Raw genomic sequence first — 12,284 nt, 5'->3', positions numbered from 1 at the left:
AGATTTAATCAAAAAGTGAAAATCGATAAAAAAGTAAAAATCCCCACGCTAATTGACAATGATTCTCAATTAGCGCTATACTAAATGAAATCACTCACAGTCAAAGGAGGAATTTCATGTATATCCGTACCGTCGCATTTGAAGTCATTCCAGAAGGCAAAGACATCTTTCTTGCTAAAATGAAAAAAGATACCGCCTCAATGAAAACATTCGCTGGGTGTCACTCTGCTGAAGCTTGGTTTTCAGAATCAAAAGACAGCCTCGTTTTCCAGTTGGTGTCAAAATGGACTGAGAAAAAAGCATTTCAAGCTTGGTTAAAACGCCCTGAACATCTGCAAAAGCACCGAGAGGCGTATCGAGCAGAAAAGGAAGGAACTGCAAAACCGAGCCTTGTTTTGTCCAAAACAGGTCAAGAATTTGTCTTGATCGATGAAGAGCCTACTCCTAGTTAAACGATACGAGCGATCCACCAAAGCTGATTCCGTTCGCTTTGGTGGATCGCTTTCTTGTTCAGTATCTCTCTTTTCTATTCCACCGTTCGCTCGTTCAGGGTTCTTCCTTGCTGATCTTTTAATTGAAGCCAGCCATTGGTCCCCCCATAGTAAAGAAACATGCCGACCTCATTGACACTTTTTAATACGACGTCTTCAATCGTTCGTCCCTCTTTGATCGCTGATTGATTCTCTTGCCGTATCTTTTCTGCTAATCGAGCTGAAAAGCCCACCGAGCCGTCTTTGTTCAAAGGGACCTCTTGACGCAAGGTAGCGCCTTTTTCAATTCGAACCTCGTTGCGTTTCTGCCAATAGACCGTTGCTGTACTTCCTTGATAATCCACCATAAAGGGTTCATCTTGTAATTCTTTTGACCAATTATGACGAGGCTTGCCCCCTTTTTTCACCGCTTTCGTTTCCTTTTTACTGGTGGATACATACCCCAGAAAATCGATCAAGCAATCAAATGATTCCGCACAAACAGCGACCCCTTGTTGCAGTTCCTGTGGAATCACGATAGGTGCGTTGGAAGCATTGGACAAATGATATTTCTCTTGGTAATAGGCTGCTAAGTATGGCGCCATGATCTCCCAAGGTGGTGTAAGGATCATTAAGCGATCATATTCTTGCTTGTCATCAAATGATTTCTCATCTGCTACTGATAGTAATTGGCCTTCTTTTATGGCTAAGAGGACGGTATTGTCTTTTGTTTCAATAAGTTTTCCTTTAACAATTTGCAGTTGCCCTGCTTCCTTCGGCAATTCAAAAAGCATCTGTTTGTCATCAATGACCGTTTTTTCTAATTCCATTTCGCTCCCTGCTTTCTGCTAGTTTCTCGCCCATTATAGCATGCATTTTTCTACGCAGCGGTGTCCAAGAATCAAAAAAAGAGGCTGCTTCCAAGAAACAGCCCCTTTGTTAAGGGAATTGGTTTACGTGCATGGCTTCGTTTGATTGGGATTAACCCTTAGCTAGAAAAGCATTCAACCAATGCTGGTTGATAGATCTCGTTGTATTTTGCCACAACTCGTCCACAACGTTCTTCAAGCTCGTCATGATCGGTCTCTTCATAACGGATCACATGCAAAACGGCACAACGTTCCATTTTTCTGGCCACTTCTCCGATAACGCGGCTTTCTAAGCCAACTGGTTTACATTCATATGCTTTACCTAATACAATTGTTTCTGCTTCCATAATGCGCTCCTTACTACTCATTTCTCTAATTGTATTATCATCTTATCATCTAATTCTAATAAAATAAAGCGATATGCATGTCCATTTAAAACAAAAATGAAAAAAGTGCCCATTATTCAATGAACACTTACTTTTTAAACATTATATTGTTTTTTACTAATTATTAAGAAATAACGATTTACTTACGACTCGCTACTAGGATCGCCGCAAATTCTTCCAGATATTTCTGATCGATCTCATCATAGCTGTTCGTTTTGCCACTATCGATATCCAACACACCAATCAATTGATCATCAGCTATCATGGGAACAACGATTTCAGACATAGCTGCCGAGTCACAAGAGATATAGTTCTCATGTTCTTTGACATTCGGGACGATCAATGTCGTTTGTTTTGCCGCTGACTCTCCACAAACCCCTTTGCCCATAGTGATTCTGGTGCAAGATACTCTTCCTTGGAACGGGCCTAAGATCAGTTCGCCTTCTTCAAACAAATAGTAGCCGGCAAACACCGTATCTTCCAATGTTTCATTTAATAAAGCAGAAGAGTTTGCTAGATTAGCGATCCAATTACTCTCTGCTTCTAATAATCCTTTTAATTGCAGAAGCATCAATTCATACGCTTCGATTTTTTTATTCATTTTCTCACCTCTGTCCTTGATTATAAGCAAAGACAGAGGATTTGTCTTGTCTAAATTACTGAGTATGGGAAACAATAATGTGAAAAAAGAACTGTTGCCTAAAATAGCCTATCCATCCACTCGTACCAATAGTCAACGCTACTCATAGCATTTCCTTCTCAGTCGTCTTTGAAAACTTACTAGGCATCAATCACAGTAAAGCGAGTGTTTTCATGTTGTACTGTTTCGATCTCATCGATAATTGCCTTAGCTAACGTACCGCTAGATGTCACCGATTCCTTTTGTTCGTTGAATAGTAAGTGATCTTTCCCTAAAATCGCTGGTTTAGCTGGTCCTTCTTGAAAGACATTCCCAGGAGAAATCCCCACCCAAGGGACATTTTTGACTGTTTCTAAAAAGAGATATTCGTCTAGCTGATTTTCTGGAATCGCAATCCAACTTTCGCTTCCTGGTGCTTTTTTCAACTCAGAGAGATTACGTTCCCCCGCTTCATTGAATAAACTGCCGGCTCCTAAGATGAAGAACAAACGAGTGTTTTTTTCTCGAAACAGGTGCACTAATTTTGCTGCCATATCCACATGCAAGTAAGCTTTGTCAGGACTTGTCGCAAACGCGTCAACAAGCACATCAAAGTCACTGAGCTCTTCTTCTGTGAGAGAAAAAGCATCCTTTGTAAGTGTTTTGACCGTTTCACCAAGTTGTTCTTTGGCCTTCGCTTCATTTCTCACGATAGCAGTCACTTCGTGTCCTCTCTGTACTGTTTCTTGATAAATTGCTGAACCTGCATTCCCTGTTGCGCCAATAATACCGATTTTCATAATGATCATCCTTCCTACTTTTGTTTTTTTCAAAATAAGTTGTTACTAATCAAGTTACAACTAGAGTATAAAAGAAACTTTCTTCCCTGTCAAGAATTTGCCTAGCAGGTGAAAGTTCTTTTTTACAGCCTTCCATGTGACTCTTTTAATGATTGGCTTCTACTTGAATGCCGTCAATGATGGATTGCAGCGAGATAGCGCTCATTTCCTGCTCAATTTTCTTTTGCAGCACATCGTAAGTTTCCTCTAATACCGTTTGGATATTCCCCCCAATCAAGCAATTGGGATTGGTCTTTTTGTCCGCATGTAAAAGATGCTGATCTTTTTCAACACTCGCATAGATGTCCAACAAAGAAATCTCATATGGTTCCTTCGTTAGTTTAGGGTTTGGTTTTCCTCTTTGGCTTTCGATCAATCCTGAAATACGCAGATCACTCATAATCCGGCGAACATAAGCAGGATTCGTTTCAACACTCTGGGCGATCCGATCACTTGATAGATCAGTTCCTTTAAAGAGGTGGATGTAAGCGAGGATGTGAATGGCGTCGCTGTATTTCGTTGAATATTTCACTTCGTCTCCACTCCTTTTTCTTGTATCATACCTCTTTTTTCAAATTTAGACAAAGGGTACTGACCAATCTTACAAAACTCGAGGATCCCGTCAAGAAAAAGCAGCCCTCAAAAAGTTAGCACAAAAGCCTAACTTCTTGAGGGAACTGCATACTGAACCATTTTTTTCCTTTTATTTAAACGAGCACTTTACTAATAGCCTTTCATCCAAGCAGACTCAATCTGATTGCCGTCAGGATCAACGATTTCATAGCCGACCATCATGTCCTCTGGAATCCCCATATCAACTTGGAACGACTGTCCACCATTTTCTTCAGCAATTTTCGCAAAATTCTTTGCTTCTTCTGGTGTGTCAAAACTAAACGCGATCAATGCGCCACTCGTCTTCTTTGTATCTGCAATACTTCTACCATTTAGAAATTGTTGGTAAAACGCATGTTCTAATAGCATTAACCAAATCGATTCACTCCAAACCATTCCACTGCTGGTCTCGTTTGAGAACTCTTCATTTTTTACAAACCCCAGCGCTTCATAAAAGGATGTTGCACGTTTGATATCAGTGACAGGCAAGTTAATAAACACCATTTTGTTCGCCATTTTCTTGCTTCCTTTCTTTGGTAAGCTGCACTGCTGAATCCGTTCTCATTATAGCACCTATCGGTTCATTCACAAAAACATCAGTCTTTGTCCTCTGCTGCTAGTCTGAAAAACCTGATCCAAAATTTTTTTCAAGTAAAAAAGACCTTGCACGCATAGGCCTTTTAGCTTTTCTCATCTATGAAAAAGTAACTTGATAAGCATTAGCAAAGAATCATGTTTTCGCTAATACAATCAGCCCAAACTACTTTATTTAATACTCAAAGCTCAAGTCTTGAGTCGATCACGGTTACTTTCCCACGATAAATTTTTCGATACTCTTTGGGCGTATAAGAAGTTGCTTTTTTAAATTTCTTACTAAAATAATTTGGATCATTGAATCCTACTCTAACAGAAATTTCACTGATTGATCGATCACTTGTTGAGAGTTCTTTTTTGGCAACTTCAATACGATAAATCATCAAGTATAATGAAAAGGTCATTCCTAATGTATTCTTGATCAAACGGCTGGTGTGATACCGACTTAAATGCAGATGATCTGCTAAAGTGTCTAACGTAATATGTTCTCTATAATTTTCATGAATATAGCGCAATATCTTATGTCTTAAAGAAAGCGAAGGAGAAGCTTCATTGTTTTTCTCGACGTGCAGCAAGGAAATCTGATTGATGGATTGAATCCCTCGGTCCAATGCATAAACAAAATCATTGGTGATCGGTTCGACCAAATAATCGATCAAGTCGTAACGCAACGCTTTTTGAGCGATAGCAAAGCTTTCTACTACAGAATACAAAATTGCTTTTGCATTCGGGTAAAAAGAAAGCAATTCTTTGTATAATTCAAAACAGTCTTCTTCGCCATCCGCATTGATCACTGCAATGTCAACCATCTGCTCAAGACAGGTACGCTGAAGTGCTTTTTTCGAATCAACCATTGGAAGCAAGATGACATTTGGGAAATGACGATCAATCAAACGAATCATCTCGCTAACTGCTCTTCGCTCTTCGCTGTCAATGATCAATAAATTACACACGAAATTTTCTCCTTCGCTAAAAATTCATAGTTGATTTCTCTATTTTCGTTTATTTTTCTTGAAAATCAATGACCATCCGTCCTTTGATTTTTCCAGAAAGCATTTCATCAAAAATATCGTTAATCTCTTCTAACTGACGCATGACAACTTTAGGAACAACTTTTCCTTCCGCTGCAAATTGGAAAGCTTCTGCTAAATCAGTTCGTGTTCCAACAAGGGAACCGACAATCTTAATCCCATCCAATACAAGTCGAGGTATGTTCAAGTCCATGCTTTCTGGTGGGAGACCGACCGCTACAATCGTACCGCCCGCACGAACAGCATCAACAGCAGAATTGAAGGCTGCTTTTGAAACAGCTGTTACTACGGCTGCATGTGCGCCTCCGGTTGCTTCTTGAATGATTTTTGCCGCATCTTCTTTCGCAGGATTGATTACAAGATCAGCGCCATGATCTTTTGCGAAGTCCAACTGTTTGTCGTTGATGTCGATTCCAATCACTTTTGCATTAAAGACATTTTTAGCATATTGTAAGGCTAGGTTTCCTAGTCCCCCTGAACCATAGATGGCGATCCATTGACCTGGTTTAATGTCAGAAACTTTTACCGCTTTATATGTGGTTACACCTGCACAAGTAATGCTGCTGGCTTCAGCAGAACCTAAGTCCTCTGGAACTTTCACTGCATAGTCAGCTACAACGATACATTCTTCAGCCATACCACCATCTACAGAATAGCCGGCATTTCTAACCGAACGGCATAATGATTCATTCCCGTTCACACAGTATTCGCATGATCCACAGCTTTCATACAACCAAGCGACACTTGCACGGTCACCGATCGCTAGAGAAGTAACATCATCACCGATTGCAACCACTTTACCGATTCCCTCGTGTCCGAGTACGATCCCAGATGCATCTCCAAAGTCGCCATCTTTTACATGCAAGTCAGTATGGCAGACACCGCAACACTCCATTTTCAATAATGCTTCATTCGGACGAAGCGCTCTTAATTCTTTTTCCTCGATTTTTACAACCTTATCTTTAGATACTACAGCTGCTTTCACAAAGACACCTCTTTCAATTCGATTAAATAAAGAACTTTCTTTTATTTGTGAAGTAATTAACTAACGCATAGAGGTCAGCAATAGCTAGATAAAAGAAAGTTCTCTATCGAGAAGATTACCATAGAAATCATCAAAAAAAGGGGAATTTATTGCTTTTTTTCTGTAATCATTTATTAGAAAACAATAATGAAATCATTCAAAATTTTTTCTTTATTTCCAGATTACATAAAATTAAAAATTAAAAAGATAGAGATAATTCATCTATATAAATAACAATCGTTTCAATAAAAAACACCAAGACGATCTGATAGAAGACTGTAGGATGATTTGTACTCACTGTTCTTCTATTCTTCTATTTTTATCCCTTCGATGACTTGCGATTTATTTTCTTTCAGGCGCTGAATGTCATATTGGTATTTAGCAAGATGTCCCTCGTCAATGTTTTTCTGAAAATTTCCATTCCCTTCTTCTCCTTTTCTACTCATAAAAGCAACTAGTGCACAAAGGCGGTCGATCAAACAATCGACAATCTGTACTCTGTCATTATTGGACAGCCGATAAGTATCCACAAAAAGTTTCAATCGATGGCATTGTGTTTCACTCAGACGACTGTTCCCATCAAAATACAAGGGTACCCAGCGGTACGCAGCATAAGAAACATCCCATAACCTGCTTCCTGGCCTTACTGTGTCAAAATCAAAAAGCCCAAAAGGCTCCCCATCCACGATCGTCATATTATACGGAGCAAAATCATTGTGGCACATCACCTCTGTCGGACCAGAGTATTCCAGCATCCACTGTTCCTCACCAGTTAGCCTTTCCAGAAAACCAACACTTCGATCATGAAAATCTCTTAATCGTTCAGCTACCAAACAAAGAACCTCATCAGTATAAAGTTCATCCGGCAATGGCTGATCATATACCTCCCCTGGAACAAAAGAAACTAACTCATGTTCTTCCTGATCAAACCCTAATGGTTTCGGCACATAATTTATCTGCTGATCTTGCAAAAAACGTAAAAAGCGTTGGACGTCCTTCGACCATGGAACCTTTGGCCGTCTGACGAACTCCTTTTCGATGATTATTTCTTCTCGTCCAAGATTGTTATTTCTTTCATTCAATAAAACCCCTCCTATTTGTATAGTCGTTTCTTCATTTTATCACAACGAATAGAAAGTTTTTTCCATCTCAGACAAAAGAAAAAAGCCCTTGAAATCAAGGGCTTTTGCTTCATCTGATAATAAATGATTAACGACGAATTTCTTTGATACGAGCTGCTTTTCCGTGTAATGCACGCAAGTAGTACAATTTTGCACGACGTACTTTACCGTAACGAACAACTTCGATTTGTGCAACACGTGGTGTGTGCAATGGGAAGGTACGTTCAACACCTACACCGTTTGATACTTTACGAACTGTATAAGTTTCGCTGATACCAGCACCGCGGCGTTTGATGACAACACCTTCAAATAACTGGATACGTTCGCGAGTTCCTTCGACAACTTTCGCGTGAACGCGAACAGTGTCCCCAGGACGGAAAGCTGGGATGTCAGTACGTAATTGTTCTTGAGTTAGTTCTTGAATCAATGGATTCATGTTTATCATTCTCCTTATTCCCAAACATTCTTAAAGCATGAAAGCTCCAGCGGAACATCGTAATAGTTGAGTTTACACTCACTGAAATATCTTACCACAGTCGACCATAGGCTGTAAAGAGAATTTTCTTGTCATGGCACAGAATATCAAAAAAACTGGCACTATTTTACTTGCCAGTCTTCGCTTCGTCTTCAATTTCTTTTAAAAGCTTCTGCATTTCAGCGGTCAGCGGATAAGTTTCCAGCATATCTGGACGTCGCTGATACGTTCGGCGCAATGATTCTTTTAATTGCCACTGCTCGATCAATTTATGATTGCCATTCATCAAAACTTCCGGCACTTTCATGCCTTTGAACTCTGCCGGGCGTGTATATTGCGGATGCTCTAATAAACCAGTGGAATGAGAATCAGTTTGTGCGGAGGTTTGATTGCCCAAAACTTCTGGTAATAGCCTGACCGTCGCATCGATCATGACCATTGCCCCCAATTCGCCGCCAGTCAAGACGTAATCGCCCAGTGACACTTCATCAGTGACCAATGAACGGATTCGTTCATCATAGCCTTCATAGTGACCGCAAATAAAAACAAGGTGCTCTTCAGTAGAGAATTCTTCCGCCATCTTTTGATCAAAGGGTTTTCCCGCTGGGTCTAATAGGATCACACGCTTTTTCGTTTCTGGTGTCGCTTCTTCGATCGCTTTGATATTGTCATAGACAGGTTGGACTTTTAATAACATTCCTGCTCCGCCACCATAAGGATAGTCATCCACTGTTTGATGCTTGTTGTCGGAATAGTCACGGAAATTAGAGACGTTGATTTCTAACAGTTCCTTTTCCCGTGCTTTACCGATGATCGATTCTCCAAGAGGCCCTTCAAACATTCGTGGAAATAGTGTCAGCACATCAATTCTCATCGTCTAACAACCCTTCTGGGATCTCAACGATGACCTGACCATTTTCAAGATCGATGGTATGAACAACAGATTCGATATAAGGAATCAAGGCATCCTTCTTTCCTTTTCGCTGTACCACCCAAACATCATTGGCGCCTGGTGAAAGGATCTCTTTGACATTACCAATGACTGTGCCATCCTCTTCGACGACTTCCAGACCAATAATTTCATGGTAGTAAAACTCATTTTCTGCTAGATCCACCAAATCATCCTTGGTAACTTTTAAAATGCCGTTACGAAACGGTTCAACGTCGTTGATGTTGGGATAGCCCTCAAACGTTAACAAATCAAAATTTTTATGTTTGCGATGACCTGAAACAATCAATGGTAATGGCTCTTTATTTTCACGAAAAAGTGTCAATTCAGCCCCTTTACGGTAGCGTTCTTCTGGAAAATCCGTTTGTGATATCACTCGTACTTCTCCACGGATCCCATGTGTATTGACGATTTTCCCTACGTTTAAATATTCTGTCACGTTCGTTCCCCATTTCTTCTAACTTCTGTTCTATTTTAGCATAGCAAAGTAGCGAATTCTAGCCGTTTCCTAGCGCCCTCTGTTTTCCTCAAAATCATCGCGCGAAAAACACCCCTTCGACGCTTGATCAAAGGGGCAATGTCCTAATCTGAAACTTATTGATTCATTGAAACGGCCATTTCCAATGCTGAACGTGCATCTTGATGTTGTACCGTTCGAAGGATCGTTTCTTGTTGCCAGACCACGGTAGTTGCTGTATGGTCATTTTTTCCCATATCGATAGTGATTTGACCGACCTCAGGTGCTGGAAGCATGGCTTCTTCTAGATACGCTACCACTTCTTTAGCAACCGGCACAGGATCTTGTTCCTCTTGGTTGACTGCTCGAACAGTCAATGACCAATTTCCTTCTTGCCAACTTAAATAACTGGAGCCAGCAGCTCCTTGCATATGCCCAGTAATGCCATATCCGAGATCAACGGCTTGTCCGCCATCATCCGCTGTTACATTGACCGCTGCAGCAGCTTCATCCGCTGATTGATACTCTTTTGATTGAAAAGCAGCAAGCGGTGTTTCTTCGTTCAAAGCCTTGTCATTGAGAGACAATTGCTGATCAAGTCCATAATAAAGAATCGAGGCATCGGATTGACTGCCAGCTGTGGCAGCATTCAACACTTTACCCGAAGCAAGCGGAACGTCCTTTGGCAAGACAAGATCAGGGAATACCGCTTGTATTTGGCTATAGATGTCTGTGGTGCTACTCGTATTTGAAGAATCCTCAGAAACCGCCTGACTAGTCGATGCAGTTGATTGACTGGTTTCTGATTGACTACTTTTTTGTGTTTGGGTACTTTCCACCATAGTCGTTGCTGTTGTTTCAGCTGTACTGGCTTGACTGGTTTCTTGGTCTTTTTGATTATTACAGCCAGCCAAGGTTCCAATCGTTAGCAGCGTAACAAATAATCCTAGTTCTTTTTTCATGATGTTCCCCTCCTTATACAAAGGATACCCCTCAATAAAAAAAATGACAAACAAGTCAGATTGTCTGTCATTTTTTTGTTGATTTTTTAAAGATTTGTCACCCAATTTTGCAGTGATTGAAAGCCATCCTTGATCCATTGCCAAACTTGATTGGCGATCGTCGATAGGTCGCCCCAACGAAAGTTTTGTGTCCATTGGTTCAATTGCGTCATGATCTCCTCACGATAGACCCAAATCAAAAAAAGTAGTAGCAAGATCCCTAGCGTTCGCCAAAGAAAAGAACCGATTTTATAAATAAAGACGAGAATCAAAAGAACAACGATCCATGCGATTAGTTGAGACATACAAGCACCTCCTCATTTTTGATTATCTCAAAACCACCTTTTTTTGTCCTCCATCTTAAGCATGAATTTTACAAAAAAAGCATTCCTCAAAGAGAAATGCTTTTCATTCTTGCTTATTTACCATCAATGATATTCAAACGAACTTTCTTTGGTCCATTTGTCCGTACACTGTAAACGATCGTTCGAATTGCTTTGGCAACCCGCCCCTGTTTACCGATGATACGACCAATATCTTCTGGTGCCACAGTAAGATTATATTCCAAGAAATCATCTGACTCTACCAGCTCAAGCTTGATATCCTCAGGTTTGGTAACAAGTGGTGAAACGATCGTTAAGACTAATTCTTGCAAATCTTTCATCCAAAGTCACCTTATTTCTTAGTGAATTTTGCTTCGTGGTGTTTTTTCATAACGCCTTCTTTAGAAAGGATGTTACGAACTGTATCTGAAGGTTGCGCACCTTTAGATAACCAATCAAGAACTAGATCTTCTTTGATTGTTACTTCAGCTGGGTCTAGTAAAGGATTGTAAGTACCAACTGTTTCGATGAAACGTCCGTCACGAGGAGAACGTGAATCTGCTACGACGATACGGTAAAAAGGTTTCTTTTTAGAACCCATGCGTTTTAAACGAATTTTTACTGCCATTATTTACACCTCCATTGATTTAATCACAAGAGCTAGTTTAACAGGTTTTTCTGATGGTGTAAAGAGTTTTTTCTTTACAGCTGAAAAAAGTTTTTCTTTCCTGTTTTTTCGGCATGGTTATCTTTTGCCAGAATGAATCTGGACGCGTATCATGAATACTAGAGAAACCTTTTTAAGAACAAATCGTTTTATTTGCACCATTCACTTACTTTTGGTAAGCTAAATGAGTAGAAAACAACAAGGAGGAATTTTACATGACAAAAAAAATTGGTTTTATCGTCGGCAGCTTGCGGGAAGGTTCTTACAATAAACTCGTAGCGAAAAAATTCGCATCATTATTACCAGAAGGTTTTGAAGCATCTTTCATCGAAATCGGCAACTTGCCTTTTTACAATGAAGATTTGGAAGTTGAAGGAAAAGTTCCTGCTGAATGGACAGCATTTCGGGAAGCATTAAGCGCCGTTGATGGTGTCTTCTTCTTTACACCAGAATACAACCGCTCTGTTCCAGCAGCCTTGAAAAATGCTTTAGACGTTGGTTCTCGTCCTTACGGTGCGAGCAGTTGGGGTGGCAAACCAGCATTAGTCGTCAGCGTTTCTCCAGGAGCGATCGCTGGATTTGGTGCGAACCATCACTTGCGTCAATCATTAGTCTTTTTGGATATGCCTACTCTACAACAACCAGAAGCCTACATTGGCGGTATCACAAACTTGATCGATGAAAACAATGAGATCAACCCAGATACAGTAAGCTTCTTCGAAACGATCCTTGCAAAATATATTGAATTCTTTCAACGATTCAACTAATGAAGAATCCATACAAAAAGACCAAGAAACTCGTCACTGAGCTTCTTGGTCTTTTTTCACTGTAAAGAATAATCGTTTGC

Annotated in this window: 18 protein-coding genes; 2 read left to right on the top strand and 16 right to left on the bottom strand. The window is 40.2% G+C overall.

Going from position 1 to position 12,284, the window contains the following annotated elements:
- Window positions 1-116: 116 nt before the first annotated feature.
- Complete coding sequence (locus tag IGJ15_RS04070; protein WP_074536028.1) at window positions 117-452, top strand: antibiotic biosynthesis monooxygenase family protein; 336 nt, start codon at window positions 117-119, stop codon at window positions 450-452.
- A 74-nt stretch (window positions 453-526) separates the two neighbouring features.
- On the opposite strand, the gene IGJ15_RS04065 is transcribed toward IGJ15_RS04070, so the two are convergent.
- From IGJ15_RS04065 to rpsP, 16 genes are all read right to left on the bottom strand, one after another.
- A complete protein-coding gene (locus IGJ15_RS04065) occupies window positions 527-1,300 on the bottom strand; it encodes a hypothetical protein (protein WP_231435089.1) in 774 nt (257 codons plus the stop codon).
- Between the two features lie 158 nt (window positions 1,301-1,458).
- On the bottom strand, window positions 1,459-1,686 hold the full coding sequence (locus IGJ15_RS04060) for a hypothetical protein (protein ID WP_231435090.1): 228 nt from the start codon (window positions 1,684-1,686) through the stop codon (window positions 1,459-1,461).
- A gap of 178 nt (window positions 1,687-1,864) precedes the next feature.
- The gene (locus tag IGJ15_RS04055; protein ID WP_015510123.1) at window positions 1,865-2,326 is read right to left on the bottom strand and encodes a GAF domain-containing protein; all 462 of its coding nucleotides are present in this window, start codon (window positions 2,324-2,326) and stop codon (window positions 1,865-1,867) included.
- A gap of 179 nt (window positions 2,327-2,505) precedes the next feature.
- Window positions 2,506-3,153 carry an NAD(P)H-binding protein gene (locus IGJ15_RS04050; RefSeq protein ID WP_231435091.1) on the bottom strand — a complete coding sequence of 216 codons (648 nt, stop codon included), beginning with the start codon at window positions 3,151-3,153 and terminating at the stop codon, window positions 2,506-2,508.
- Window positions 3,154-3,289: 136 nt separating this feature from the next.
- A complete protein-coding gene (locus IGJ15_RS04045; protein ID WP_231435092.1) occupies window positions 3,290-3,715 on the bottom strand; it encodes an Rrf2 family transcriptional regulator in 426 nt (141 codons plus the stop codon).
- A gap of 191 nt (window positions 3,716-3,906) precedes the next feature.
- The gene (locus IGJ15_RS04040; protein ID WP_005229066.1) at window positions 3,907-4,311 is read right to left on the bottom strand and encodes a VOC family protein; all 405 of its coding nucleotides are present in this window, start codon (window positions 4,309-4,311) and stop codon (window positions 3,907-3,909) included.
- Window positions 4,312-4,571: 260 nt separating this feature from the next.
- Window positions 4,572-5,291 carry a response regulator transcription factor gene (locus IGJ15_RS04035; protein ID WP_174273013.1) on the bottom strand — a complete coding sequence of 240 codons (720 nt, stop codon included), beginning with the start codon at window positions 5,289-5,291 and terminating at the stop codon, window positions 4,572-4,574.
- Window positions 5,292-5,391: 100 nt separating this feature from the next.
- Entirely contained in the window at window positions 5,392-6,405 is a 1,014-nt protein-coding gene (adhP, locus tag IGJ15_RS04030) for an alcohol dehydrogenase AdhP (RefSeq protein ID WP_231435093.1), read from the bottom strand.
- Between the two features lie 344 nt (window positions 6,406-6,749).
- The gene (locus IGJ15_RS04025; protein WP_142968782.1) at window positions 6,750-7,526 is read right to left on the bottom strand and encodes an aminoglycoside phosphotransferase family protein; all 777 of its coding nucleotides are present in this window, start codon (window positions 7,524-7,526) and stop codon (window positions 6,750-6,752) included.
- Window positions 7,527-7,653: 127 nt separating this feature from the next.
- On the bottom strand, window positions 7,654-8,001 hold the full coding sequence (gene rplS, locus IGJ15_RS04020; protein WP_002357176.1) for a 50S ribosomal protein L19: 348 nt from the start codon (window positions 7,999-8,001) through the stop codon (window positions 7,654-7,656).
- 166 nt (window positions 8,002-8,167) lie between these two features.
- Window positions 8,168-8,914 (bottom strand): tRNA (guanosine(37)-N1)-methyltransferase TrmD, encoded by a 747-nt coding sequence (gene trmD / locus IGJ15_RS04015; RefSeq protein ID WP_231434844.1) that lies wholly within the window; start codon window positions 8,912-8,914, stop codon window positions 8,168-8,170.
- The gene (gene rimM / locus IGJ15_RS04010; RefSeq protein WP_231434845.1) at window positions 8,904-9,428 is read right to left on the bottom strand and encodes a ribosome maturation factor RimM; all 525 of its coding nucleotides are present in this window, start codon (window positions 9,426-9,428) and stop codon (window positions 8,904-8,906) included. The genes trmD and rimM overlap by 11 nt, the downstream gene beginning before the upstream one ends.
- A 155-nt stretch (window positions 9,429-9,583) precedes the next feature.
- On the bottom strand, window positions 9,584-10,408 hold the full coding sequence (locus IGJ15_RS04005; RefSeq protein WP_142968781.1) for a hypothetical protein: 825 nt from the start codon (window positions 10,406-10,408) through the stop codon (window positions 9,584-9,586).
- Window positions 10,409-10,494: 86 nt separating this feature from the next.
- A complete protein-coding gene (locus IGJ15_RS04000) occupies window positions 10,495-10,752 on the bottom strand; it encodes a hypothetical protein (protein ID WP_005228919.1) in 258 nt (85 codons plus the stop codon).
- Window positions 10,753-10,865: 113 nt separating this feature from the next.
- Entirely contained in the window at window positions 10,866-11,111 is a 246-nt protein-coding gene (locus IGJ15_RS03995) for a KH domain-containing protein (protein ID WP_005228918.1), read from the bottom strand.
- 11 nt (window positions 11,112-11,122) lie between these two features.
- Window positions 11,123-11,398, bottom strand: coding sequence for a 30S ribosomal protein S16 (gene rpsP / locus IGJ15_RS03990; RefSeq protein WP_005228917.1), 276 nt, complete (start codon window positions 11,396-11,398; stop codon window positions 11,123-11,125).
- Window positions 11,399-11,652: 254 nt separating this feature from the next.
- On the opposite strand from rpsP, the gene IGJ15_RS03985 reads away from it, so the two are divergent.
- Window positions 11,653-12,204: an NADPH-dependent FMN reductase gene (locus tag IGJ15_RS03985; protein WP_005228916.1), complete on the top strand. Its 552-nt coding sequence runs from the start codon at window positions 11,653-11,655 to the stop codon at window positions 12,202-12,204.
- The last annotated feature ends 80 nt before the right edge of the window (window positions 12,205-12,284 follow it).

This window comes from Enterococcus sp. AZ079 (assembly GCF_050547255.1).
Taxonomy (GTDB): Bacteria; Bacillota; Bacilli; order Lactobacillales; family Enterococcaceae; genus Enterococcus_D; species Enterococcus_D casseliflavus.
The sequence above is the reverse complement of the archived record's forward strand: the minus strand, read 5'-3'. Positions and strand labels throughout refer to the sequence as shown.

What these genes read in the sequence shown, in the direction of transcription:
- rpsP (WP_005228917.1), bottom strand. Translation starts at nt 11,398, where the DNA reads ATGGCAGTAAAAATTCGTTTAAAACGCATGGGTTCTAAAAAGAAACCT.
- IGJ15_RS04065 (WP_231435089.1), bottom strand. Translation starts at nt 1,300, where the DNA reads ATGGAATTAGAAAAAACGGTCATTGATGACAAACAGATGCTTTTTGAA.
- IGJ15_RS04040 (WP_005229066.1), bottom strand. Translation starts at nt 4,311, where the DNA reads ATGGCGAACAAAATGGTGTTTATTAACTTGCCTGTCACTGATATCAAA.
- IGJ15_RS04050 (WP_231435091.1), bottom strand. Translation starts at nt 3,153, where the DNA reads ATGATCATTATGAAAATCGGTATTATTGGCGCAACAGGGAATGCAGGT.
- IGJ15_RS03995 (WP_005228918.1), bottom strand. Translation starts at nt 11,111, where the DNA reads ATGAAAGATTTGCAAGAATTAGTCTTAACGATCGTTTCACCACTTGTT.
- rplS (WP_002357176.1), bottom strand. Translation starts at nt 8,001, where the DNA reads ATGAATCCATTGATTCAAGAACTAACTCAAGAACAATTACGTACTGAC.
- IGJ15_RS04005 (WP_142968781.1), bottom strand. Translation starts at nt 10,408, where the DNA reads ATGAAAAAAGAACTAGGATTATTTGTTACGCTGCTAACGATTGGAACC.
- IGJ15_RS04035 (WP_174273013.1), bottom strand. Translation starts at nt 5,291, where the DNA reads ATGATTCGTTTGATTGATCGTCATTTCCCAAATGTCATCTTGCTTCCA.
- IGJ15_RS04060 (WP_231435090.1), bottom strand. Translation starts at nt 1,686, where the DNA reads ATGGAAGCAGAAACAATTGTATTAGGTAAAGCATATGAATGTAAACCA.
- IGJ15_RS03985 (WP_005228916.1), top strand. Translation starts at nt 11,653, where the DNA reads ATGACAAAAAAAATTGGTTTTATCGTCGGCAGCTTGCGGGAAGGTTCT.
- IGJ15_RS04000 (WP_005228919.1), bottom strand. Translation starts at nt 10,752, where the DNA reads ATGTCTCAACTAATCGCATGGATCGTTGTTCTTTTGATTCTCGTCTTT.
- IGJ15_RS04070 (WP_074536028.1), top strand. Translation starts at nt 117, where the DNA reads ATGTATATCCGTACCGTCGCATTTGAAGTCATTCCAGAAGGCAAAGAC.
- trmD (WP_231434844.1), bottom strand. Translation starts at nt 8,914, where the DNA reads ATGAGAATTGATGTGCTGACACTATTTCCACGAATGTTTGAAGGGCCT.
- IGJ15_RS04055 (WP_015510123.1), bottom strand. Translation starts at nt 2,326, where the DNA reads ATGAATAAAAAAATCGAAGCGTATGAATTGATGCTTCTGCAATTAAAA.